Origin of the sequence: Glycomyces xiaoerkulensis, assembly GCF_002798405.1 — a bacterium.
Taxonomy (GTDB): Bacteria; Actinomycetota; Actinomycetes; order Mycobacteriales; family Micromonosporaceae; genus Glycomyces; species Glycomyces xiaoerkulensis.
This window is the reverse complement of sequence record NZ_PGGV01000015.1, coordinates 83,811-106,151: the sequence shown is the minus strand read 5'-3', so window position 1 is coordinate 106,151 and position 22,341 is coordinate 83,811. Positions and strand designations below refer to the sequence as shown.

The 22,341-nt window shown below is 69.9% G+C and carries 20 protein-coding genes; 11 read left to right on the top strand and 9 right to left on the bottom strand.

Annotation, left to right across the window (positions count from 1 at the left end; translation table 11 throughout):
- Positions 1-3: 3 nt before the first annotated feature.
- Together tal and tkt are read right to left on the bottom strand one after the other, a co-directional pair.
- On the bottom strand, positions 4-1,119 hold the full coding sequence (tal, locus tag CUT39_RS05305) for a transaldolase (protein ID WP_100444925.1): 1,116 nt from the start codon (positions 1,117-1,119) through the stop codon (positions 4-6).
- A gap of 46 nt (positions 1,120-1,165) precedes the next feature.
- The gene (tkt, locus tag CUT39_RS05300; RefSeq protein ID WP_198586898.1) at positions 1,166-3,241 is read right to left on the bottom strand and encodes a transketolase; all 2,076 of its coding nucleotides are present in this window, start codon (positions 3,239-3,241) and stop codon (positions 1,166-1,168) included.
- Positions 3,242-3,453: 212 nt separating this feature from the next.
- Between tkt and CUT39_RS05295 the strand changes: the two genes are divergently transcribed.
- Complete coding sequence (locus CUT39_RS05295; RefSeq protein ID WP_100444923.1) at positions 3,454-4,413, top strand: heme o synthase; 960 nt, start codon at positions 3,454-3,456, stop codon at positions 4,411-4,413.
- Here the strand turns inward: CUT39_RS05295 and CUT39_RS05290 are convergent.
- Positions 4,406-5,365: an ADP-ribosylglycohydrolase family protein gene (locus tag CUT39_RS05290; protein WP_198586897.1), complete on the bottom strand. Its 960-nt coding sequence runs from the start codon at positions 5,363-5,365 to the stop codon at positions 4,406-4,408. The two genes, CUT39_RS05295 and CUT39_RS05290, sit on opposite strands and share 8 nt — an antisense overlap.
- Before the next feature lie 135 nt (positions 5,366-5,500).
- Here CUT39_RS05290 and CUT39_RS05285 point away from each other — a divergent pair, with 135 nt between their 5' ends.
- Positions 5,501-7,990, top strand: a complete 2,490-nt coding sequence (locus CUT39_RS05285) for an alpha-L-arabinofuranosidase C-terminal domain-containing protein (protein WP_100444921.1) — start codon at positions 5,501-5,503, stop codon at positions 7,988-7,990.
- A 188-nt stretch (positions 7,991-8,178) separates the two neighbouring features.
- Here CUT39_RS05285 and CUT39_RS05280 read toward each other — a convergent pair whose 3' ends face one another.
- Positions 8,179-9,315, bottom strand: a complete 1,137-nt coding sequence (locus CUT39_RS05280; RefSeq protein WP_100444920.1) for a COX15/CtaA family protein — start codon at positions 9,313-9,315, stop codon at positions 8,179-8,181.
- 174 nt (positions 9,316-9,489) lie between these two features.
- Between CUT39_RS05280 and CUT39_RS05275 the strand changes: the two genes are divergently transcribed.
- Genes CUT39_RS05275 through CUT39_RS05235 form a run of 9 tightly spaced genes read left to right on the top strand, consistent with a single transcriptional unit; the run spans position 9,490 to position 16,735 of the window.
- Positions 9,490-10,191: a helix-turn-helix transcriptional regulator gene (locus tag CUT39_RS05275; protein ID WP_100444919.1), complete on the top strand. Its 702-nt coding sequence runs from the start codon at positions 9,490-9,492 to the stop codon at positions 10,189-10,191.
- Positions 10,192-10,221: 30 nt separating this feature from the next.
- Complete coding sequence (sufB, locus tag CUT39_RS05270; RefSeq protein WP_100444918.1) at positions 10,222-11,655, top strand: Fe-S cluster assembly protein SufB; 1,434 nt, start codon at positions 10,222-10,224, stop codon at positions 11,653-11,655.
- A 34-nt stretch (positions 11,656-11,689) separates the two neighbouring features.
- On the top strand, positions 11,690-12,877 hold the full coding sequence (gene sufD, locus CUT39_RS05265; RefSeq protein WP_100444917.1) for a Fe-S cluster assembly protein SufD: 1,188 nt from the start codon (positions 11,690-11,692) through the stop codon (positions 12,875-12,877).
- Positions 12,874-13,209 (top strand): non-heme iron oxygenase ferredoxin subunit, encoded by a 336-nt coding sequence (locus CUT39_RS05260; RefSeq protein WP_100444916.1) that lies wholly within the window; start codon positions 12,874-12,876, stop codon positions 13,207-13,209. The genes sufD and CUT39_RS05260 overlap by 4 nt, the downstream gene beginning before the upstream one ends.
- A gap of 17 nt (positions 13,210-13,226) precedes the next feature.
- Positions 13,227-13,988, top strand: coding sequence for a Fe-S cluster assembly ATPase SufC (gene sufC / locus CUT39_RS05255; RefSeq protein WP_100444915.1), 762 nt, complete (start codon positions 13,227-13,229; stop codon positions 13,986-13,988).
- 15 nt (positions 13,989-14,003) lie between these two features.
- Positions 14,004-15,272, top strand: coding sequence for a cysteine desulfurase (locus tag CUT39_RS05250; RefSeq protein ID WP_100444914.1), 1,269 nt, complete (start codon positions 14,004-14,006; stop codon positions 15,270-15,272).
- Positions 15,272-15,736, top strand: coding sequence for a Fe-S cluster assembly sulfur transfer protein SufU (gene sufU, locus CUT39_RS05245; RefSeq protein ID WP_100444913.1), 465 nt, complete (start codon positions 15,272-15,274; stop codon positions 15,734-15,736). Before CUT39_RS05250 ends, sufU begins: the two co-directional genes overlap by 1 nt.
- A gap of 1 nt (position 15,737) precedes the next feature.
- Complete coding sequence (locus CUT39_RS05240; RefSeq protein ID WP_100444912.1) at positions 15,738-16,076, top strand: metal-sulfur cluster assembly factor; 339 nt, start codon at positions 15,738-15,740, stop codon at positions 16,074-16,076.
- A gap of 2 nt (positions 16,077-16,078) precedes the next feature.
- Positions 16,079-16,735 carry an acVLRF1 family peptidyl-tRNA hydrolase gene (locus tag CUT39_RS05235; protein ID WP_100444911.1) on the top strand — a complete coding sequence of 219 codons (657 nt, stop codon included), beginning with the start codon at positions 16,079-16,081 and terminating at the stop codon, positions 16,733-16,735.
- Positions 16,736-16,741: 6 nt separating this feature from the next.
- On the opposite strand, the gene CUT39_RS05230 is transcribed toward CUT39_RS05235, so the two are convergent.
- The 5 genes from CUT39_RS05230 to CUT39_RS05210 form a co-directional block, all read right to left on the bottom strand.
- On the bottom strand, positions 16,742-17,440 hold the full coding sequence (locus CUT39_RS05230) for an aspartate/glutamate racemase family protein (RefSeq protein WP_100444910.1): 699 nt from the start codon (positions 17,438-17,440) through the stop codon (positions 16,742-16,744).
- 56 nt (positions 17,441-17,496) lie between these two features.
- On the bottom strand, positions 17,497-18,111 hold the full coding sequence (locus CUT39_RS05225; protein ID WP_100444909.1) for an NADPH-dependent F420 reductase: 615 nt from the start codon (positions 18,109-18,111) through the stop codon (positions 17,497-17,499).
- Between the two features lie 75 nt (positions 18,112-18,186).
- Positions 18,187-20,100 carry a beta-galactosidase gene (locus CUT39_RS05220; protein ID WP_198586895.1) on the bottom strand — a complete coding sequence of 638 codons (1,914 nt, stop codon included), beginning with the start codon at positions 20,098-20,100 and terminating at the stop codon, positions 18,187-18,189.
- Positions 20,101-20,200: 100 nt separating this feature from the next.
- Positions 20,201-20,920, bottom strand: a complete 720-nt coding sequence (locus tag CUT39_RS05215; protein ID WP_100445008.1) for a type 1 glutamine amidotransferase — start codon at positions 20,918-20,920, stop codon at positions 20,201-20,203.
- A gap of 22 nt (positions 20,921-20,942) precedes the next feature.
- Positions 20,943-22,187: a MurT ligase domain-containing protein gene (locus tag CUT39_RS05210; RefSeq protein ID WP_100444908.1), complete on the bottom strand. Its 1,245-nt coding sequence runs from the start codon at positions 22,185-22,187 to the stop codon at positions 20,943-20,945.
- Positions 22,188-22,341: the final 154 nt, after the last annotated feature.

The window sequence follows — 22,341 nt, the reverse complement described above, 5'->3', positions numbered from 1 at the left end:
CGCCTATCCTCGGTTCGCTTCGAGCTTGGATTCGACTTCGGCCAGCAGCTCGTTCCAACTGACGGCGAACTTGTCGACGCCCTCTTCCTCCAGTACCCGGGTGGCGTCGTCGTAGTCGACGCCGATCTCGGCCAGCCGTTCCATGACCCGGCGGGCGTCGTCGTAGCCGGGCCGGACGGTGTCGGCCTCGACCTCGCCGTGGTCGGCGAAGGCCTCCAAGGTCGGCTCGGGCATCGTGTTGACGCAGTTCGGTGCGATGAGCTGCTCGACGTACATGACGTCCCGGTAGTCGGGGTCCTTGACCGAGGTCGAGGCCCACAGCGGCCGCTGCGGCCGGGCGCCGGAGGCGGCCAGGGCCGCCCAGCGCGGCGAGGAGAAGACCTCCTCGTACAGTTCGTAGGCCAGCCGGGCGTTCGCGATGGCGGCCTTGCCCTGGAGGGCCTCCGCCTCGTCGGTGCCGATCGCGTCGAGCCGCTTGCCGATCTCGGTGTCGACCCGGGAGACGAAGAACGACGCCACCGACTGGATCCGGGAGACGTCGACGCCGGCGGCCTTGGCCGACTCGATGCCCGCGATGAACGCGTCCATGACCTCACGGTAGCGGTCGAGCGAGAAGATCAGGGTGACGTTCACGCTGATGCCGGCCGCGAGCGCCGCGGTGATCGCCGGCAGGCCCTCCTTGGTGGCCGGGATCTTGATCATCAGGTTGGGCCGGTCGACCGCCCACCACAGGGCCTTGGCCTCGGCGATGGTGGTGAGCGTGTCGTGCGCCAGCCGCGGGTCGACCTCGAGCGAGACGCGGCCGTCGGTGCCTCCGTCGCCGTCGAAGACTCCGCGCAGCACGTCGCAGGCCCACCGGATGTCGTAGGTGGTGATGGAGCGGACCGCCTCCTCGACGCTGACGCCGCGCCGGGCGAGCTCCTTGATCTGCTCGTCGTAGGCCCCGCCCTTGGCGACGGCCTTGGAGAAGATCGTCGGGTTCGACGTCACGCCCACCAGGCTCCGGTTCTCGACCAGGTCGGCGAGATTGCCGTTCTCGAGCCGTTCGCGGGAGATGTCGTCGAGCCAGACCGAGATGCCGGCCTCGGACAGGGCGGCTAGGTTCGGATTCGTGGTCACTGGCTTCCTCCAGCCGTATAGCTAGTCCTCTGTGGCCTTGCCTGTTCTATTTGGCCTTTTTGATAGAGGCGCGGGCCGCGTCGGCGACCGCGTCGGCGGTGATCCCGAACTGCTCGAACAGCTTCTGGAACGGCGCGGAGGCCCCGAAGTGCTCCAGAGAGACCGACACGCCGGCGTCGCCGACGATGTCGCGCCACGGCATGGCAACCCCGGCCTCGACCGAGACGCGGGCCTTGACCTCGGTGGGCAGCACCGATTCGCGGTAGGCCTCGTCCTGCTCGTCGAACCACTCGCGACACGGCATCGAGACCACGCGGGCCGCGATGCCCTCGCCGGCGAGGGCATCGGCGGCGGCCACCGCCAACTGGACCTCCGAGCCGGTGCCGATGAGGATCACGTCGGGAGTGCCGTCGGTGTCGGACAGGACGTATCCGCCCTTGGCGGCGTGCTCGGCCGGGGCGAACCGGTCCCGGTCGAAGGTCGGGACGGCCTGGCGGGTCAGCGCCAAGGCGGACGGCCGGTCGGTGTTTCCCAGGAGCGTCTTCCAGACCACGGCGGTCTCATTGCCGTCGGCCGGGCGGATGACGTCCAGGCCCGGCATGGCCCGCAGCGCCGCCAGGTGCTCGACCGGCTGGTGGGTGGGGCCGTCCTCGCCCAGACCGATCGAGTCGTGCGTCCACACGTACACCACCGGCTGCTGCATGACCGCACTCAGCCGCACCGAGCCGCGCATGTAGTCGGAGAACACCAGGAAGGTGCCGCCGTAGGGGCGGGTGGGGCCGTGCAGCTTGATGCCGTTGAGGATCGCGCCCATGGTGTGCTCGCGGACGCCGAAGTGGAGGGTCCGGCCGTAGGGGTTGCCGGGGAACTTCTTGGTCGAGCGGTGCTCGGGCAGGAACGACGGCTCGCCGGCCATGGTGGTGTTGTTCGACCCGGCCAGGTCGGCCGAGCCGCCCCACAGTTCCGGCATGATCGGCGCCAGCGCCCCGAGCACCTTCCCGGAGGCGGCACGCGTGGCGACGCCCTTCTCGGAGGCCTCGAACTCGGGGAAGACCGCCTCGAAGTCCTCGGGCAGCTCGCCGGCCCACAGGCGGTCGTGGAGCGCCTTCTGCTCGGCGTTGGCCGCCGCCCACTCGTCGAAACCGGTCTGCCAGGCGGCGCGGGCCTTCCGGCCGCGTTCGATCGCTCCCCGGGTGTGCTCCAGGACCTCGTCGGACACGGCGAACGACCGGTCCGGGTCGAACCCGAGGACCTCCTTGGTGGCCGCGAGCTCCTCGGCGCCGAGCTTCGCGCCGTGGGCCGCGCCGGTGTTCTGCGCGTTCGGCGCCGGCCAGCCGATGATGGTGCGCAGGCGGATCAGCGAGGGCTTCCCGGTCTCGGCCTTGGCGGCCTCGAGCGCCTCGAACAGCTCCTGCGGATCCTCTTTGTACTCACCGCCGGACTTCCAGTCGACGGTCTGGACGTGCCAGCCGTAGGCCTCGTAGCGGGCCGCGACGTCCTCCGACAGCGCCACGTCGGTGTCGTCCTCGATCGAGATCTGGTTGTCGTCGTAGATCAGGACCAGGTTCCCCAGCTCCTGGTGGCCGGCGATCGCCGACGCCTCGTGGGTCACGCCCTCCTCGATGTCGCCGTCGGAGGCGATCGCGTAGATGTGGTGGTCGAACGGGCTCGAGCCCACCGGCGCCTCCGGGTCGAACAGCCCGCGCTCGCGGCGGGCGGCCATCGCCATGCCGACCGCGTTGGCCAGGCCCTGCCCGAGCGGCCCGGTGGTGGTCTCGACGCCGGCGGTGTGCCCGTGCTCGGGGTGCCCCGGCGTCAACGAGCCCCACTGACGCAGGCTCTGGAGATCCTCCAGCTCCAGGCCGTAGCCCGAGAGGTAGAGCTGCACGTACAGGGTCAGGCTCGAGTGGCCCGCCGACAGCACGAACCGGTCGCGGCCTTCCCAAGTGGGTTCGCTCGGGTCGTGGCGCATCACCTTCTGGAACAAGGTGTGGGCGACCGGGGCCAGACTCATGGCCGCTCCGGGGTGGCCGTTGCCGGCCTTCTCGACCGCGTCGGCGGCCAGCAGCCGCGCCGTGTCGACCGCCTTCCGGTCGAGGTCGGTCCACTCGAACTGTGCCACTGCGTTACTCCTTGGTACTCGTCGTATGCGGGGAGGATACGTTTTCCTCAGACCCTACCTATCGACCCCGAACTTTAGGCGCGGTCTCTCGGAGGGCGAAACCGGAAGTCTGTGAGCCCGCCCACCAGCCACTCGGCGCCCATGGAGGCGCACATCGCAGTGCTCGGCCCGGCCCGGCCGGCGCCGTCCGCAGCACCGTAGGGTGAGCCCCGATGAACGAGCAGCCCACACCCCCGGTACGGCCCCGGATCCGGGTTCCCCGCGAAACCCCCGATCAGGCCCGACCGGATCTGCGCGCCCGAGTCGGCGGCTACGTCGCCCTGACCAAGCCGCGCATCGTCGAACTGCTCCTGATCACCACCGTCCCGGCCATGCTCGTCGCCGCCCGGATGGAGCACGACGGCCTGCCCGCCCTCAGCGCGGTCGTCGCCACCGTCCTCGGCGGCGCACTCGCCGCCGGATCGGCCAACGCGATCAACTGCTACATCGACCGCGACCTCGACCAGCTCATGCGCCGCACCTCCCGCCGGCCCCTGGCCAAGCAGGAGATCCCCCCGCGCAACGCCCTCGTCTTCGGGCTCATCATCGGCGCGGCCGCCGTGCTCGGCATGTGGGCGGTGGTCGGGCCGCTCGCCGCCGCCCTCACCTTCGGCGCGATCGTCTACTACGACGTCGTCTACACCATCTGGCTCAAGCGCACCACCCCGTACAACACCGTGTGGGGCGGCGCCTGCGGCGCCGCGCCGGTGCTCATCGGCTGGGCCGCCGTCACCGGGCACATGTCGTGGATGGCCTGGGTCCTGTTCGCCGTCGTCTTCCTCTGGCAGCCCCCGCACTTCTACGCCCTCGCCATGAAGTTCAAGGACGACTACGCCGCCGCCGGCATCCCCATGCTCCCGGCCGTCGCCCCCGCCAAACGAGTCGCGGTCGAGTCGGTCGTCTACGGCTGGCTGACCCTGGCCGTCTCGATGGTCGCCGTCCCGCTCGGCGCCACCTGGCTCTACGGCACCGTCGCGCTGGCGACCGGCGGCCTGTTCGTGCTGGAGTGCCACAAGCTGCTGGGCCGGGTGAACCGCGGCGAGGATCCCAAGCCGATGCGGCTGTTCCACTGGTCCACCAGCTACCTGACCCTCTTGTTCCTGGCGCTGGCGGTGGACTCGTTCCTCATTTAGCGGCGCTGATCCGGTCGGCCAGGGCCGCGATCGTGTCGCGGCCCTCCACCGTGCCGACCCAGTCGGCGGGGATCGCCGCGTGTCCGTACGCCGCTCCCAAAAGGTTGCCGAGGATCGCGCCGGTCGAGTCCGAGTCGCCGCCGTGGCTGACCGAGGCGATCAGCGCGGTGCGGGCGTCGTCCGTCCCCAGCAGGCAGTAGACCGCGATCGCGAGCGCCTCCTCGGCGACCCAGCCCTCGCCGAGCGGCGCGCACGAGTTCGGTCCGGGCGGCTCGTTGCCCGCCAGCTCGTAGGCCCGCTGCATGGCGTCGACGGTCTCCGACCGGTCCAGGTTCCGCCGCAGGTGCAGCATCGTGTGCGAGACCGCCTTCTGCGCCCGCTCGCCGCGCAGCAGGTGAGCCACCGTCATCGCCAGTGCCCCTGCCGCCACCCCGGCGGTGCGGTGGCCGTGGGTGATCGCCGAGCAGTCGGCGGCCAGCTCGTAGGCACGCTCGGGGGTGGGGGCAAGCAGCCCGAACGGCGCCGAGCGCATCACCGTGCCGCAGCCCTTCGAGTCGGGGTTCACGCCGCGCTCGCCGCCGCGCGCCAGACCCGAGAGGCAGGCGTTGCCGGGGGCGCGGCGCATGTAGAGCCACGGTTCGCCGGCGAGGCCGCGGGCGCCCATCGGGGGCATCGGCGTGGTCTGGGTGTCGTACCACCGCAGGTATGCCCGCCGCACCGAGTCGAACTCGGCGCCCTCGGCGGCCTCCAGCAGACCCTCGATCGTGAACAGGGTCATCTGCGTGTCGTCGGTGATGTAGGGGAAGCGCAGCTCGGTCACCCCGTCCGGACCCCACTCGTGCCGGATCTGCGGCCAGGGGTCGAACTCGACCTGCGCCCCGAGGGCGTCGCCGACCGCGCCTCCGATGAGGCAGCCCAGGATGCGGTCGCGAGGAGTGGTGGGAGCAGTCACCTTTCGATTGTATTGGCCGCGCCCGGCTCGCCCCGGAGCGGTACCGCAGGGGAGGGAGTGTCTCCGGGGCATTGACGCGTTGATCGATAAAGTGTTGAATGGGTCGACATCTTTCGAATCAGAGGACGGGAGAAGATGAAACTCCTCAGACGACCCCGAACCGCGGCGGTCACGGCCACGGCCGCCGCCGCGGCCATCGTGATCACCTCCCTCACCGCGACCGGGGCATCGGCCGATGACACCGATGCCAAGATCAAGGTGGACCTGGAGGACGCCACCGACATCTCCGACAGGCTCTACGGCCTGTTCTATGAGGACATCAACCACGCCGCCGACGGCGGCCTCTACGCCGAACTGGTGCAGAACCGGTCCTTCGAGTTCGGCCCGGCCGACAACGCCTCCTACCACTCGCTGACGGCCTGGACCGTGGACGGCGCTGCCGATGTTAGCGATAACTCAGGACTGCACGAGAACAACGTCAACTACCTCGCCGCCGAAGCCGGCACGACGATCGTCAACGCCGGCTACAACAGCGGCATGGCCGTCGAGGCCGGCGAGCCCTACGACTTCTCGGTGTGGGCCCGAGCGGACGCGAACGCCAACCTCACCGCCCGGCTGCTGGACGCCGACGGCACCCCCGTCAGCGGCACGGCCACCGTGAACGCCTACGGCGGCGAGTGGATGAAGCTCGAGACCGTCCTGAACGCCTCCGAGTCCACGATCGACGGCCGCCTCTCGCTGTCCACCGACGCCGCGGTCGATCTCGACATGGTCTCGCTGTTCCCGCAGGACACGTTCCTGGGCCGCGAGAACGGCATGCGGGCCGACCTCGCCGAGCTCCTGGCCGACCTCGAACCGTCGTTCCTGCGCTTCCCCGGCGGGTGCCTGGTCAACTCCGGCACCTTCGACCCCGACAGCCGGCAGCGCTTCTACAACTGGAAGGACACCGTCGGCCCGGTCGAGGAGCGCAAGACCAACTTCAACATGTGGGGCTACAACCAGTCCTACGGCATCGGGTACTACGAGTACTTCCAGTTCTCCGAGGACCTCGGCGCCGAGCCGATCCCGGTGGTCCAGGCGGGCGTGACCGGATGCGGCTGGAACGAGGTCGCCACGCCCGAGCAGCTCGACCGATTGGTGCAGGACGCGCTGGACCTCATCGAGTTCGCCAACGGCGGCGTCGACACCGAGTGGGGCGCGGTGCGCGCCGAGATGGGCCACCCCGAGCCGTTCGGCCTGGAGTACATCGGTGTGGGCAACGAGGAGCCCAACTCCGACGGATACGAGGCGCACTACCCGGAGTTCGACGCGGCGATCCGCGAGGCGTACCCCGACATCAAGGTCATCGCCAACTCCGGACCGGACGACCAGGGCCCGGTCTTCGACCGGGGCTGGGACCTCGCCCGCGAGTACGACGCGGACCTGGTCGACGAGCACTACTACAACTCGCCGGAGTGGTTCCTCTCCAACAACGACCGCTACGACTCCTACGACCGCGAAGGCCCGCACGTGTTCCTCGGCGAATACGCCTCCCAGGGCAACACGTGGTGGAACGCGCTGTCCGAGGCTTCGTACCTCACCGGCATCGAACGCAACGGCGACGTGGTCGATCTGGCCTCCTACGCGCCGCTGCTGTCCAACATCGACTACGTCGACTGGGCGCCGGACATGATCTGGTTCGACAACCACCGGTCGGTCGCCTCGACCAGCTACGAGGTGCAGAAGCTGTTCAGCACCAACGCCGGCGACCAGGTGTTCGCCTCTACGCTGGAGGCCGCTCCGCTCGAGCAGCCGGACATCGCCGGCGGGATCGGCCTGGCCACCTGGAACACCGCCGCCGCCTACGACGACGTGCGCGTCACCGCCGAGGACGGGACGGTCCTGTTCGAGGACGACTTCGCCTCCGGCGCCGACTCCTGGACCCCGACCGGCCCCGGCGGGAACCCGACCGGAACCTGGGAGGTCGTCGACGGCGCCTACCACCAGACCGAGCTGATCGAAGACGCCCGCTCGGTGGCAGGCGAGACCGACTGGTCGAACTACGACCTTGAAGTCAAGGCCACCAAGACCGACGGCGACGAGGGCTTCCTGGTGATGTTCGGCGTCGAGGGCACCGACGACTACTACTGGTGGAACCTCGGCGGCTGGGGCAACACCACCTCGGCGGTGGAGAAGGCCAGCGGCGGCGGCAAGTCGACCCTGGTCAACCACGACACGATCATCGAGACCGGCCGCACCTACGAGCTGCGCCTGGAGGTGCGCGGCCGCACCATCACCGGCTACGTCGACGGCGAGGAGGCATTCAGCGTGGTCGACGAGCAGCGCATCGAGCCGCTCTACCAGGTCGCCACCCGCGACGAGGAGACCGGAGCGGTGACGCTCAAGGTCGTCAACGCCCGCGAGGAGGCGGTCGGCACCGAGGTCGAGCTCGAGGGCTCGAAACTCCGCAAGAACGGGACGGTCACCACCCTGGCCTGCGACCCGGGCTGCGACAACATCCTCGGCGCCGAACCGGTCCTCTACCCCGAGACCGAGAAGGCCACCGGACTGGGCAACGAGTTCACCTATGAATTCGAGCCCTACTCGGTCACCTTCATTACCCTCCAACCAACAGGAAAGAACTGAGCGATTGCCGACACAGCGGCCCGGCTCGGCCGAAGGCCGAGCCGGGCCGCCCACGTCCTGTATCGGCGTGCCGGGCGAGGTCGACCACCCGTATGCGATCAATGCGGTGGCGATGGGTGCAATTTCCTATCATCAATCCATGAGCAGCGCAGTGCAGATCCGCGATATACCCGATGAGTGGCTCGACGTCATCCGGGCCCGCGCGGCCGCCGAGGGCATGAGCCTCCAGGGGCATTTGCGGCGCATGGTGATCGAAGCCGCGGAGAGCCCGACCGTCGCCGAAGTGCTGGCCCGCGGCGCAGGCCGTTCCGCGGGAGTCTCGATGGGCCGATATCGTGGCGGCGACCCGAACCGCGGGCGTCCTCGAATAAGGCCGTCGCCGGTTCGGCCTCGTCGCCGACCACGATCCGATGCAAGACCGACCCGGCCGGGGCCGGTTCGCGCTTTCGCAGCGTGTAGCCCATCGCCAGCACCGCGACCCACAGCAGCGCCGCGCCCAGCATGTGCATCCCGACGATCAGCTCCGGCAGGCCCAGATAGTACTGCGTGTACCCGATGACGCCCTGCAGCAGCTCGACGGCCAGCAGCAGGTAGGAGGCCCGCTTGGCCGTGTCCGGTGCCCCGACCGCGTGGAGCACGGCGATCATCGCGACGCTCAGGCCGATCAGGAGCCACACCGAGTCGGCGTGGAGCACCGACAGCAGCTCGGGGTCGAGGCCGTTGCGGGGCGTCTCGGCGTCCCCGGCGTGCGGGCCGGAGCCGGTCACCACCACGCCGAGCGTGATCGTCACCAGCGCCGACGCCACCAGAATCCGGCTGAGGACCCTGACCGGCCTCGGAACCAGCGCGACCGCCGGCCCGTCGGGCTCGCCGGAGCGGATGTACAGGGCCGTGGAGAACACCAGGATGCCGATCGAGCCCAGGAAGTGCAGGCCCACCACCCACGGGTTCAGGTTCGTCCAGACGGTGACGCCGCCGATCACGGCCTGCACCGGGATGATGCTGAGGACCCCGACCGCCAGCTTGACCAGGGACATGCGCCTCGGCGAGCGCAGCCAGGCCGCCGCCAGGGCCCCGGCGGCGAGCGCGCCCAGGCCCCAGGTCAGGAGCCGGTTGCCGAACTCGATCAGGCCGTAGACGCCCATCTCCGGGGTCGCCACCAGTGATTCGGGGGTGCAGTTGGGCCACTCGGGGCAGCCCAGTCCCGACTCGGTCAAGCGCACCGCGCCGCCGGTCACGATGATGCCGATGTTGGCGATCAGGCTGGCCAGGGCCCAGCGGCGGACCGCTCGGGGCCGGGCGAACGAGGCGGCGACCCTCTGCATCAGGTTCACACTCCAGAATCTAGCCTTGGGGCCCGCGCCGCCTTCGCGCCCGGTGCCGCGGTGTGGGCCGCGTCGTCGCCCCATCCGGTGAGGTTAGGCAACCCTGCGTGCCGTGTTTCACGAGCGGCGCTGTCGACATCGACGAGGGAATTACGTAACATTTTCCTTGTGGAAATGGTGACGAGAGCGACGGGCAGCCACTCGACCGACGGGGAGACCCGCCGTCGGGTGTCGAGGCTGCTGCTCCAGCGCGGCCACGCCACGGCCGCGGAGCTCGCATGCGCCCTCGGCATCACCGCCACCGCCACCCGGCGCCACCTGGACGCGATGGAGTCCGAAGGCCAGGTCGAAACGAGGGTCATCAAGACCTCCAAGCGGGGCCGCCCGGCGAAGCACTACCAGCTCACGCCCAGCGCCCGCTCGTCCTTCGGCCACACCTACGACGACCTCGCCACCGAGGCACTGCGCTGGATCCGCCGGTTCGAGGGCGAGGACGCCATCAGCGCCTTCGCCGCCGATCAGGTCGCCCGCCTGGAGGCCCGCTGCCGGGCCGCTCTGGACCGGGTCGACTCCGACGATCCGATGGCGCGGGCGCAGGCGCTGGCAGACGCCCTGTCGGGCGAAGGCTACGCCGCGACGGCGTCGGTCATCGCCACCGGCGGGCAGTTGTGCCAGCACCACTGCCCGGTAGCAGGGGTGGCCGCGGAGTTCCCGCAGTTGTGCGAGGCGGAGACCCGCGTGATCAGCAGGCTGCTGGGCGTCCACGTCCAGCGGTTGGCGACGATCGCCAACGGCGACGGGGTCTGCACGACCCACGTCCCCGGCCCGGTCCGGTTGCCCGCTCCGGAGCGGCAGCAAGCGGAGCGACAGGACTGAAAAACCGACAGGTCAAAGGTGAGACTTGAGATGACCGACACGCAGAAGACCGAGCCGCTGAGCCAGGACGAGGCGCTCGCCTCCCTGGACCGGTACGAGTACGGCTGGGCCGACCCCGACATCGCCGGCGCCGACGCGCAGCGCGGTCTGACCGAGGACGGCGTCCGCGCCATCTCCGAGCGCAAGGGCGAACCGGAGTGGATGCTGAAGCGCCGCCTGAAGGGCCACCGGCTCTTCGGCCGCAAACCCATGCCGAACTGGGGCGCGGACCTGACCGGCATCGACTTCGACCGCATCAAGTACTACGTCGAGGCCTCCGAGAACCAGGCCGAGTCGTGGGAAGAGCTGCCCGAGGACATCAAGAAGACCTATGACAAGCTCGGCATTCCCGAAGCCGAGCGCCAGCAGCTCGTCTCCGGCGTCGCCGCCCAGTACGAGTCGACCGTGCTCTACCACTCCATCCGCGAGGACCTGGAGGAGCAGGGCGTCATCTTCATGGACACCGACACCGGCCTGCGCGAGCACCCGGAGCTGTTCGAAGAGTACTTCGGCACGGTGATCCCCACCGGCGACAACAAGTTCGCCGCGCTGAACACGGCCGTGTGGTCGGGCGGCTCGTTCATCTACGTGCCCAAGGGCGTCCACGTCGACATCCCGCTCCAGGCCTACTTCCGGATCAACACCGAGAACATGGGCCAGTTCGAGCGCACGCTCATCATCGCCGACGAGGGCTCGTTCGTGCACTACATCGAGGGCTGCACCGCCCCGGTGTACTCCTCGGACTCGCTGCACTCGGCCGTGGTCGAGATCGTCGCCAAGAAGGACGCCCGGGTGCGGTACACGACCATCCAGAACTGGTCGAACAACGTCTACAACCTGGTCACCAAGCGCGCGGTCGCCGAGCAGGGCGCGACCATGGAATGGGTCGACGGCAACCTCGGCTCCAAGGTCACCATGAAGTACCCGGCCGTGGTCATGACCGGCGAGCACGCCAAGGGCGAGGTGCTCTCGGTCGCGATGGCCGGAGCGGGCCAGCACCAGGACACCGGCGCGAAGATGACCCACGCGGCGCCGAACACGTCCTCGCAGATCATCTCCAAGTCGATCTCCCGCGGCGGGGGGCGCACCTCCTACCGGGGCCTGGTCAAGGTCGACGAGGGCTCGCACCACGCCAAGTCGACCGTCAAGTGCGACGCGCTGCTGGTCGACACCGTCTCCCGCTCCGACACCTACCCGTACGTCGACATCCGCGAGGACGATGTCGACATGGGCCACGAGGCGACGGTCTCCAAGGTGGGGGAGGACCAGTTGTTCTACCTCATGAGCCGCGGCCTCACCGAGGACGAGGCCATGGCCATGATCGTCCGCGGATTCATCGAGCCCATCGCCAAGGAGCTGCCGATGGAGTACGCCCTCGAACTGAACCGGCTGATCGAGCTGCAAATGGAAGGCGCGGTCGGCTAGTCGACCCGGCAAGGACAAGGAATACCAGGATTCGATGAGCATTGAAGTCGCGGCACGCCCGCACACCCACGGCGCCGGCGAGACGCCGCCCAAGACGAAGCTCCAGCAGTTGCGGTCCTACGACCCGGCGGACTTCCCGGCCCTGACCGGCCGCGAAGAGGAGTGGCGCTTCACGCCGGTCAAGCGCCTCACCGGGCTCGACGACCCGGACACGGCGCTCGCCGCCACCGGTGTCGACTACGTCGTGCGCGATGTGCCGGCCGGGGTCAAGACCGAGACGGTCGCGGGCGACGACCCGCGCCTCGGCTCGGTCATCAAACCGTTCGACCGGCCCAGCGCCGTCGCCTGGGCCAAGAGCGAGGGCGCCTTCGTCGTCGCCGTCGAACCCGAGGCCCGGCCCGACCAGCCGATCTGGGTCGACGTCACCGGCGGCGGCCTGGACGGCGCCTCCTGGGCCCACACGTTCATCGAGGTCGGCCACCACGCCGACGTCACGGTGATCCTGCGGCACACCGGCCCGGCCCGCCTCGGCGACAACGTCGAGATCGTCGTCGGCGACGGCGCGCACCTGCGCCTGGTCTCGGTGGCCGAGTGGGACCGCGAATCGGTCCAGGTCGAACACCAGGCCGCGCGCCTGGGCACCGATGCGAAGCTCGACCACATCGCGGTCACCCTCGGCGGCGACCTGGTCCGCCAGTTCCTGTCGGTCGCGTACGGCGGTCGCGGCGGCAGCGTCGACGCCTTCGGCCTGTACTTCGCCGAATCCGGGCAGCATCTGGAGCACCGCCAGTTGGTCGACCACTCCGTGCCCGACTGCCGCTCCTACGTGAACTACCGCGGCGCCCTCCAGGGCGACACCGCCCACACCGTGTGGGTCGGCGACGTCCTCATCCAGGACGAGGCCACCGGCACCGACACCTACGAGGTCAACCGGAACCTGGTCCTGTCCGACGGCGCCCGCGCCGACTCGGTGCCGAACCTCGAGATCGAGACCGGCGAGATCGTCGGTGCCGGGCACGCCTCGGCGACCGGCCGGTTCGACGCCGACCAGTTGTTCTACCTCCAGTCGCGCGGCATCCCCGAGGACGAGGCCCGCCGCCTGGTCGTCAAGGGCTTCTTCAACGAGATCGTCCAGAAGATCCCGTCCGAGGACCTCCGCGAAGAGCTCACCGACACCATCGTCGCCCGGCTGGACGCCGGAGAGGTGGTCGCCGGCGCATGAGCGACAACGATTTCCTGCGAGTCTGCGCCCTCGGCGACCTGCCCGAAGGCGAGGCCGCCGCCGCCGACGTCCACGGCACCTCGATCGTGCTGGTGCGCAGAGGCGAAGAGGTGTTCGCCCTCTACGACGAGTGCTCCCACGCGGCCGTGGCGCTCTCCGAGGGCGACGTCGAGGACTGCACACTCGAATGCTGGCTGCACGGGTCGATGTTCGACCTGCGCACCGGCAAACCGACCGGGCCGCCGGCCACCGCGCCCGTGCCGACCTACCCGGTCGAAGTGCGAGACGGCGACGTCTACCTCAGCCTGAAACCGAAGACCACCGAATCTTAAAAGGAAACCAGACCAGTATGAGCAAGCTCGAGATCCGCAACCTGGAAGTCTCGGTCGACACCGACGAGGGCGCCAAGCCGATCCTGCACGGCGTCGACCTCACCATCGAATCCGGCCAGACCCACGCCATCATGGGCCCCAACGGCTCAGGCAAGTCGACCCTGGCCTACTCGCTGGCCGGCCACCCGAAGTACGAGGTCACCGGCGGCTCGGTCCACCTCGACGGCGAGGACGTCCTCGCCATGAGCGTCGACGAGCGGGCCCGCGCCGGCCTGTTCCTGGCCATGCAGTACCCGGTCGAGGTGCCCGGCGTCAGCGTGTCCAACTTCCTGCGCACCGCCAGGACCGCCATCGACGGCGAGGCCCCGAAGCTGCGCACCTGGATGAAGGACCTCAAGGGCGCCATGACCGAGCTCAAGATGGACGAGGCGTTCATCAACCGCAACGTCAACGAGGGCTTCTCCGGCGGCGAGAAGAAGCGCCACGAGATCGTCCAGATGGAGCTGCTCAAGCCGCGATTCGCGGTCCTCGACGAGACCGACTCCGGGCTCGACATCGACGCCCTCCGCGTGGTCTCCGACGGCATCGAGCACGCCAAGTCCGAGACCGGCGCCGGAGTCCTGCTCATCACCCACTACACGCGCATCCTGCGCTACGTCAAGCCGGACTTCGTCCACGTCTTCGTCGAGGGCCGGATCGCCGAAGAGGGCGGCTCCGAGCTCGCCGAGAAGCTCGAGGCCGAAGGCTACGAGTCCTACGTCGGGTCGAAGGCGGCCTAGAAAGCAGAGGGTCAAGTGGAGGCTGTGAACTCACTCGACGTCGAGGCCGTCCGCGCCGACTTCCCGATCCTGCAGCGCAAGATCGGCGACAAGCCGCTCGCCTACCTCGACTCGGCCGCCACCTCGCAGAAACCCGCCCAGGTCACCGACGCGATGCGGCGGTTCAGCGACTACTCGAACGCCAACATCTCCCGCTCGGTCCACACCATGGCGGCGGAGGCCACCGACGCCTACGAGGGCGCCCGGGCCAAGGTCGCGTCCTTCATCGGCGCGCCCAGCCCGGACGAAGTGATCTTCACCAAGAACTCCACCGAGGCGATCAACCTGATGACCTACGCGTTCCAGAACGCGTCGGTCGAACGCGGCGCCGACCCGCGCTTCACGCTCCGGCCCGGCGACGAGGTCGTGGTCACCGAGATGGAGCACCACGCCAACCTCGTGCCCTGGCAGCAGCTCTGCCTTCGCACCGGCGCCACGCTCCGCTGGCTCGGCGTCACCGACTCCGGCCGGCTGGACCTCGACGACCTCCACGAGGTCGTCAACGAACGCACCAAGGTCGTCTCCTTCACCCACGTGTCCAACCTCCTCGGCACGGTCAACCCGACCGCAGCGGTCGTCGCCCGCGCCAAGGAGGTCGGCGCTCTGGTCGGACTCGACTCCTCCCAGGCCGCCCCGCATCTCCCGGTCGACGTCGCCGGACTCGGCGTCGACTTCATCGCCTTCACCGGCCATAAGATGCTCGGCCCGACCGGCATCGGGATGCTGTGGGCCCGCGCCGAACTGCTCGGCGCCATGCCGCCGTTCCTGTCCGGCGGATCGATGATCGAGACGGTCACGATGGAGCGGACCACCTTCGCCGGGCCCCCGGCGAAGTTCGAGGCCGGCACCCCGCCGGTAGCCGAGGCGGTCGGCCTGGCCGCCGCGATCGAATACCTCGAGGCGCTCGGCATGGACCACGTCCGCGCCCACGAGCAGGACATGGCCGGCTACATGCTCGAGGGCCTCGGCGCCGTCGACGGCCTCACCGTCATCGGCCCCGACGTGCCGACCGACCGCATCGCCACCGTGTCGTTCACCTTCGCCGACATCCACCCGCACGACGTCGGCCAGGTCCTCGACTCCGAGGGCATCGCCGTGCGCGTCGGCCACCACTGCGCCAAGCCGACCTGCGCCCGCTTCGGCGTGACCGCCACCACCCGCGCCTCGGCCCACGTCTACACCACCACCGACGAAATAGATCGCCTCGTGTCAGCGTTGGAGAAGGTGCGAAAGGTGTTTGCCTGATGGATTTGGACGAGCTGTACCAGGAAGTCATCCTCGACCACTACAAGCACCCGCGGGGCACCGGCCTGCGGGAGCCGTACGAGGGCGAGTCGCACCAGGTCAACCCGACCTGCGGCGACGAGATCACCCTGCGCGTGCACGTCGAGGACGGCCGGCTCGCCGACGTCTCCTACCAGAACGTCGGCTGCTCTATCTCGAAGGCATCGGCCTCGGTGCTCTACGAGCTGGTCAACGACGTCCCCGTCGACGAAGCGCGCACGAAGATGGACGAGTTCACCGAGCTGATGAACTCCAAGGGCCTCGGCGAGCCCGACGAGGACACCCTCGAGGACGCCGTGGCCTTCACCGGGGTCTCGAAGTACCCCATGCGCGTCAAGTGCGCGCTGCTGGGCTGGATGGCGCTCAAGGACGCGCTCATCCGGGCCGAAGCCTCAGTCCCGACTCCGCGAGGGGGAGCCGAGTAAAATGACCGAAACCACCAAGCCCACCGACGAGGACATCCTCGAAGCCATGAAGGACGTCGTCGACCCCGAGCTCGGCATCAACGTCGTCGACCTCGGGCTTATCTACGGCGTCCACGTCGACGACGAGAACGTCGCCACCCTCGACATGACGCTCACCTCCGCGGCCTGCCCGCTGACCGACGTCATCGAGGACCAGTCCCGCTCCGCCCTCACCGGCGGCGCCGAAGGCGGCCTCGTCTCCGACCTGCGCATCAACTGGGTGTGGATCCCGCCGTGGGGCCCCGACAAGATCACCGACGAGGGCCGCGACCAGCTCCGCGCGCTCGGCTTCAACGTCTGATCATGACCAGAGTCCGCCCCGCCGCGGGCGGCGGCCGGATCGTCGAGGTCGAGCCCGAACGCCTCCCGCGCTGGGTGGAGCGATTCGGCGAACGCAACGGCGGCATCGCCGCCCACCACGCCGAAGGCGACGCCTGGACCCTCGAGTCGCACGACGGGACCACGGCCGCCGTCACCTGGGCGCTGACCGGCGGCATCCCGCCGGAGTGGCTGCTCGAGGGCGAACCGCTCGAAGTCGCCGGACGCCTGCGCGATTACGCCCTCGAACCCCGCCGCCTCGGTGTCCTGCTCGCCCGCAAGGGCGCTTTCTCGGTCGGCGTGGTCGCCGACGGCCGCATCACCGCCTCCAAGACCGCCTCGGCCTACGTCCAAGGCAAGACCAAGGCCGGCGGCCAGTCCCAGCAGCGATTCGCCCGCCGCCGCGAAGGCCAGGCCAAAGCCGCCGGCCGGCGCGCCGCCGACGCCGCCGCGGCCGTGCTCGGCGGCACCGACCTCGACGCCCTGATCACCGGCGGACCGGCCGAGGCGGTCCTCGACGATCCCCGCCTACGCCATCTCACCCCCGACGCCCGTTTCGGCGACATCGCCGAACCGAAGCGGGCCCTGCTCACCGAGACCGCCTACCGCGCCATCGGCTTCGAGATCCGCCTCCCCGATTGACCGCTCCTAGCCGCCGGTCTCCAGCGCCAGCTCCACCAGGCGCTCGGCGTGGATTCGGGTGGAATCGAACACCGGGACCGGGCTGTCGGCCCGGCCGACCAGGAGCGTGATCTCGGTGCAGCCGAAGACGATCCCGTCGCAGCCGCGCTCGGCCAGGGCCGCCATGACGCGCCGGAAGGCCTCCCGGGAGCCGGGATTCACCGTGCCCATGGTCAGCTCGTCGTAGATGACCTCGTGCACCATGGCGCGTTCGGCCTCCTCGGGGACCACCACCGTGACGCCGTGCTCGGCCATGCGTTCGGCGTAAAAGCCCATTTCCATGGTGAACCGGGTCCCCAGCAGGCCGACCCTGTCGATGCCGGCGGCGTTGACGCTCGCGGCGGTGGCGTCGACCAGGTGGACGAACGGGACGGTCACCGCACCGGCGACCTGATCGGCCACCAGGTGCATCGTGTTGGTGCACAGGGCGATCAGTTCGGCGCCGCCGCGTTCCAGGGATGCGGCGGCATCGGCCAGCAGTCCTGCGGCTGCCTCCCAGCCTCCGGCGCGCTGCATGGCCTCGATCCGGTCGAAGTCGACCGTCGCCATCAGGCTCTCGGCGTTGTGCCGGCCGCCGAGCCGGGTTTGGACCCCGGTGTTGATGAGCCGGTAGTACTCGGCGGAGGACTCCCAGGACATGCCTCCGATGAGGCCGATGGTTCGCATGCCTTCAGAGCGTAATCGATCCGGGCGAGCCGGAGGGACTGCGTCCGGGCGCCGCCTCAGCGCTCGATGGCCAGGTGGGTGGACCAATTGCCCTGGATCTGATCCTGGACCTTCATGTGGAGTAGCTGCATGCCCTCCAGGGACCCGGCGTGCTTGAGGCCGCCGACCAGGATCGGCCGCAGGCCGCCGTCCTCGCACACCAGGGCGACCTTGGCGCACGCGTTCTCGTCGTCGCCGGCGATGAAGACGTCGAGGGCGCCGTAGGCGGCGAGGCGGCTGGCGAAGGTGGTGTTGAAGGCCTTGACCACCGCCGCGTCGGGCGCGGTCGCGGCGATCTGCTCGGCGGCGGACCGGTCGGGCGGGGTCACCAGCGAGTCGAAGCCGGCGAAGTCGACCGGGTTGCAGATGTCGACGACGGTCGTCCCGGCGAGGCGGTCGGCCCAGCGTTCGGCCACTTGCAGGCTCCCCTGATAAGGCGTGGCGAGGATGACGATTTCGGCGCCGCCGGGGTCGTCGAGCGCCTCGCCGGCGGTGTCGCCGCCGAGCTCCCCGGCGAGTGCGACGGCCTTTTCGGGCTGCCGGTCGGCGAAGCGGACGCCGTGCCTGCCGGCGATGAGCCGGGTGCCGATGCCGCGGGCCATGTTGCCCGAGCCCACGATCAGTATCTCCATGTCTCCCCCTCGGGATCGTCGGTGCTCATAGGGCCGAGCCTAAGTGCGGCCGTCCGGCAGGGAGGGCGGAACCGGTTATTCGGGTCGCCTGTCGACCGCCCAGCCGCCGGCCGGGACGATGGTGCGTCCGATCCGGGTCTCGGTGTCGGTGTGGTTGATGATGTACCGCCACCGGCCGCGGTCGACCACGTCGACGCCGGCCGAGCCGGGGCCGTTCAGCTCGAGGGCCTCGAACAGGCGGTCCCAGGCCTCGTCAACGAGTTTGCAGGAGACGTACCAGGCCTCGCCCTTCCCGAAGGGGTTGACGGTGACCGCGGGCCGGTCCTCGGTCAGTTCGCCGCCGGCGTACTGGGTGACGCACTGGGCGCCGCGCATCTCCAGCAGTTCGCAGAACCGCTCGGCGTTGCCGAAGTTCCACAGTGCCCGCACCTCCCCGTCCGGCTGGGGGAGGTGCTCGAGGACGCGGACGCCGAACAGGTCGGTCAGGCCGCCGAGGAAGCCGCCGAGCCAGACCTGGCAGTGCTCGTCGACCGCGCCGGTGAGGTAGGAGGCGACCAGTCGACCGCCGCCTGCGGTGAACCAGCGCAGGTTCTCGGAGGCGGCGGAGCTGAGGACGTAGGTGCTCGGCGCGATCACGGTGGCGTACTTGCTCAGGTCGCCTTCGGGGGAGGCGAAGTCGGCCACGACCCCCCGGTCGCGCAGCACTCGGTGGATCTGGGCGACGTTCTCGAAGTAGTCGAACGGCGCCGGCAGGGAGGCGTGTCCGCCGGTGGCCCACCAGGACTCGGGGCTCCACAGGATCGCCGTATCCGCCTCGACCGGTTCGTCGGCGGTCTCGGCCAGAGCCGGTAGCGCCTGTCCGAGGTCGACGACCTCGCGGAAGGTGCGGGTGTGCTCGCCGGCGTGTGGCACCAGCGCCGAATGCCACTGCTCGGCGCCGCCGCGCCCGGAGCGCCACTGGAAGAACATGGCGCCCTTGGAGCCGCGGCTGATGTGGATCATCGAGTGCCGGGCCATCCGGCCGGGGCCCTTGGGGATCGAGCCGTCCGGGGTGTGGACGGTGCCGGCGGACTGTTCCATCAGGAGCCACGGATCGCCGCCGGCCCAGGAGCGCGCCAGGTCGGCGTGGAGGGCGCTGTGCTGCTCGGCGGTCCGGTCGGCCGCGCCCGGGTAGGAGTCGAAGGCGACCAGGTCGACTTCGCCGGCCCACCGCCACTGGTCGACCGGCACCCAGGGGCCGAACACGAAGTTGGTGGTGATGGGGATGTCGGGGCCGGCCCGGTGGAGCAGGTTCCGCTGGGCGCGGTAGTGGTCGAGCAGGGCGTCGGAGGTGAAGCGCTTGAAGTCGAGCTCTTGGGCGGGGTTGGTCAGGTACTGGGTGGCGCGGGGGGCCATGATCTGGTCCCAATCGGAGTAGCGCTGGGACCAGAAGGCGCCCCACCAGGCGCGGTTGAGCGCGTCGAGGGTCTCGTATTTGCCCTGCAGCCAGGCGCGGAAGGCCCGTTCGGCGTGGACGGAGTGGCTGGTGGTTCCGTATTCGTTGTGGACGTGCCACATCGCCAGCGCCGGGTGGGCGGCGTAGCGTTCGGCCAGAGCGCCCGCGATCCGCAGCGACGCTTCCCGGTAGGCGGGGGCGTGGACGTCGTAGGTGTCGCGGGAGCCGTGGATCTGGCGGGTGCCGTCGGGGCGCTCGCCCAGCGCGTCGGGGTGGGCGAGGGTGAACCAGGGCGGCGGGGAGGCGGTGGGCGTGGCCAGGTCGACCGCGATGCCGCCGTCGTGGAGGCGGTCCATGATCCGGTCGAGCCAGCCGAAGTCGTATTCGCCTTCGCGCGGTTCGAGGGCGGCCCAGGAGAAGACGCCGATGGTGACCAGGTTGACCCCGGCCTCCCTCATGAGCGCGACGTCGTTGTCCCAGACCGATTCGGGCCACTGCTCGGGGTTGTAGTCGCCGCCGTAGCACAGTCCGTCGACGCCGTTGGGCCAGTCCATGCGAGGGTCCTCCAGGGTGTGCGTGTTAGTTGCCTGACTAAACTAACTCGCGATGTTTCGAATCGCCTACATGATTCTGGCCCCCGGCGGCTCGGGGTCGTCATTCGGGAGCGAGGGCGGCGAACCGCTCGGAACGCAGCCGCTCCGGCCAGGTGTCGTCGAGCGGCGGCAGTCCGGCCGGGTCGACCCCGACCGCCCAGGCCAGCAGCACGTCGGCCAGGCGGGGATTGCGCGCCAGGGCGGGGCCGTGCATGTAGGTGCCGATGACGTGGCCGGCCCAGGCGCCCTCGGCGACGCCGTCGTTGCCGGTCCCGGCGCTCACGTGCGCCAGCGGCTGGACCGCCTCGCCCAGACGGGTGCGGCCGCCGTGGTTCTCGAAGCCGGTGATGGAGCCGACCCCGAGCCCGGGGTGGCCCTCGCCGGACAGTTCGCCTACCGCGCGGCTCTCGCCGCGGTCGGAGCGCAGGTCGAGGATGCCCAGGCCGGGGTGGCAGCGGTCGTTGGCGTAGAAGGACTCGCCGAGGATCTGGTAGCCGGCGCAGACGGCCAGGATCGGCCTGCCGTCGTCGGCGGCCCGGGCCAGGGTGCCGTCGTCGAGCAGCCGTTCGGCCGCCACCGCCTGGGGTCCGTCCTCGCCGCCGCCGATGAGGTACATGTCGGCGCTCTGCGGGATGTGCTGGTCGCTGCGGATCTGCATCGGCTCGACCTCGACGCCCCGGGCCCGGGCGCGGTGGGCCAGGACCAGGAGGTTTCCCCGGTCGCCGTAGGTCGACAGCAGGTCGGGGTAGAGCCAGATGATGCGCAGGGTGCTAGGTGCCACGATCAAACCGCTTTCCGGTCGGTCAGTTGACGCGGTTGAATTCCGCGCGGATGTCTTGGAACGCCGTGTAGTTGGCCACGACCTCCACCGGCCCTGGGGCGACGGCCGCGATGGCGCCGCCGATGTCCTCGGCGACGACGAAGTCGACCCCGTCGACCTCCAAGCGGACGGCCAGGTCGGTTCGCCGGTCGCCGGTCACGACGACCTTGCGCCCGGCCAGCGAGGTGAAGTCGACGTCGTAGATCCAGGAGGTGTCGAAACCGTCGACCTGGCGGGCGTTGAGCGACAGGACCACCGGCGGGCCCTGCTCGATCATGTCGAACGACTCCAGCCACCCGGCCGGGTTCTTGGCCAGCAGCAGCCGCAGCCGGCGTCCGTCACGCTCCACCTTCGCGTACCGGCCCGCCACCGAGGTGACCTGCGACAGCCGCGGTGCCGCCTGGGCGGGTTCGACGCCGAACAGGCTCGCGATCGCCAGGGCCGTCGCGGCGTTGGCCCGGTTGACCCGCCCCGGCAACTGCAGGTCGAGGTCGTAGCGGCGCCCGTCGGGACCGACGACCGCCTCGCCGGTCTGCGCCACCGACCACTGGGGACTGGGGCGATTGAGCCCGCAGTTGGTGCACCGCCAGAACTCCCCGAACCGGTCGAGATGGTTGCCGCAGTTGGGGCAGATCGCCGAATCGGCCGTCCAGCTCTGCCCGGCCGCGACCCACACCACCCGCTCGCACACCGAGGCGGCCCAGACGACGAGCGGATCGTCGGCATTGGCCACGACGGTGGTGTGCCCGGCCTGGGCCTGCAGCGTCTGGCGCCACTTGGCGGCCAGCGCCGTCACCTCCATCGCCCGGTCGAGCTGGTCGCGGGAGAGGTTCAGCAGCGCCACGACCTTCGGATGCGCCGCATCCAGGAGCTGGCCGAGGTAGTGCTCGTCGCACTCGAGCGCCGCGTACGTGGCCCGGAGGCTCTTGGCGAGGGCGGTGGCGTGCCCGGTGGGCATGTTGGCGCCGTAGGAATTGGTGGCGACCTTGCCGTTCGCCTCCAGCGCGGCGGTCGCGAACCGCGTGGTGGTCGTCTTGCCGTTCGTGCCCGACACGAGCACCACATGGCGGCCGTCGGCCAGCAGCTCCAGCAGCCGGGGCTCGACGATGAGGCCGACGCGCCCCCCGATGACCGATCCGTCGCCGCGCCCGGTCGCCCTCGACATCACCGCGGCGGTCCGCAGCAGTGCGGTGGCGAATTTCGCGCGTGCAGGGAGATTCGCGCTCATGCGGGCTCGCTTTCCACTTGATCGGACTCGACGGCTCTGCACAAGAGTTTGTCACACGCGCACCGCGGGCCGCTCCGAGTGGCGCCGGCTGCGTGAGGTGCCGGGTGCCCCGGAGCCGCCCCCACCCGAACGCGTGAAATGTGAGGACCGTTCG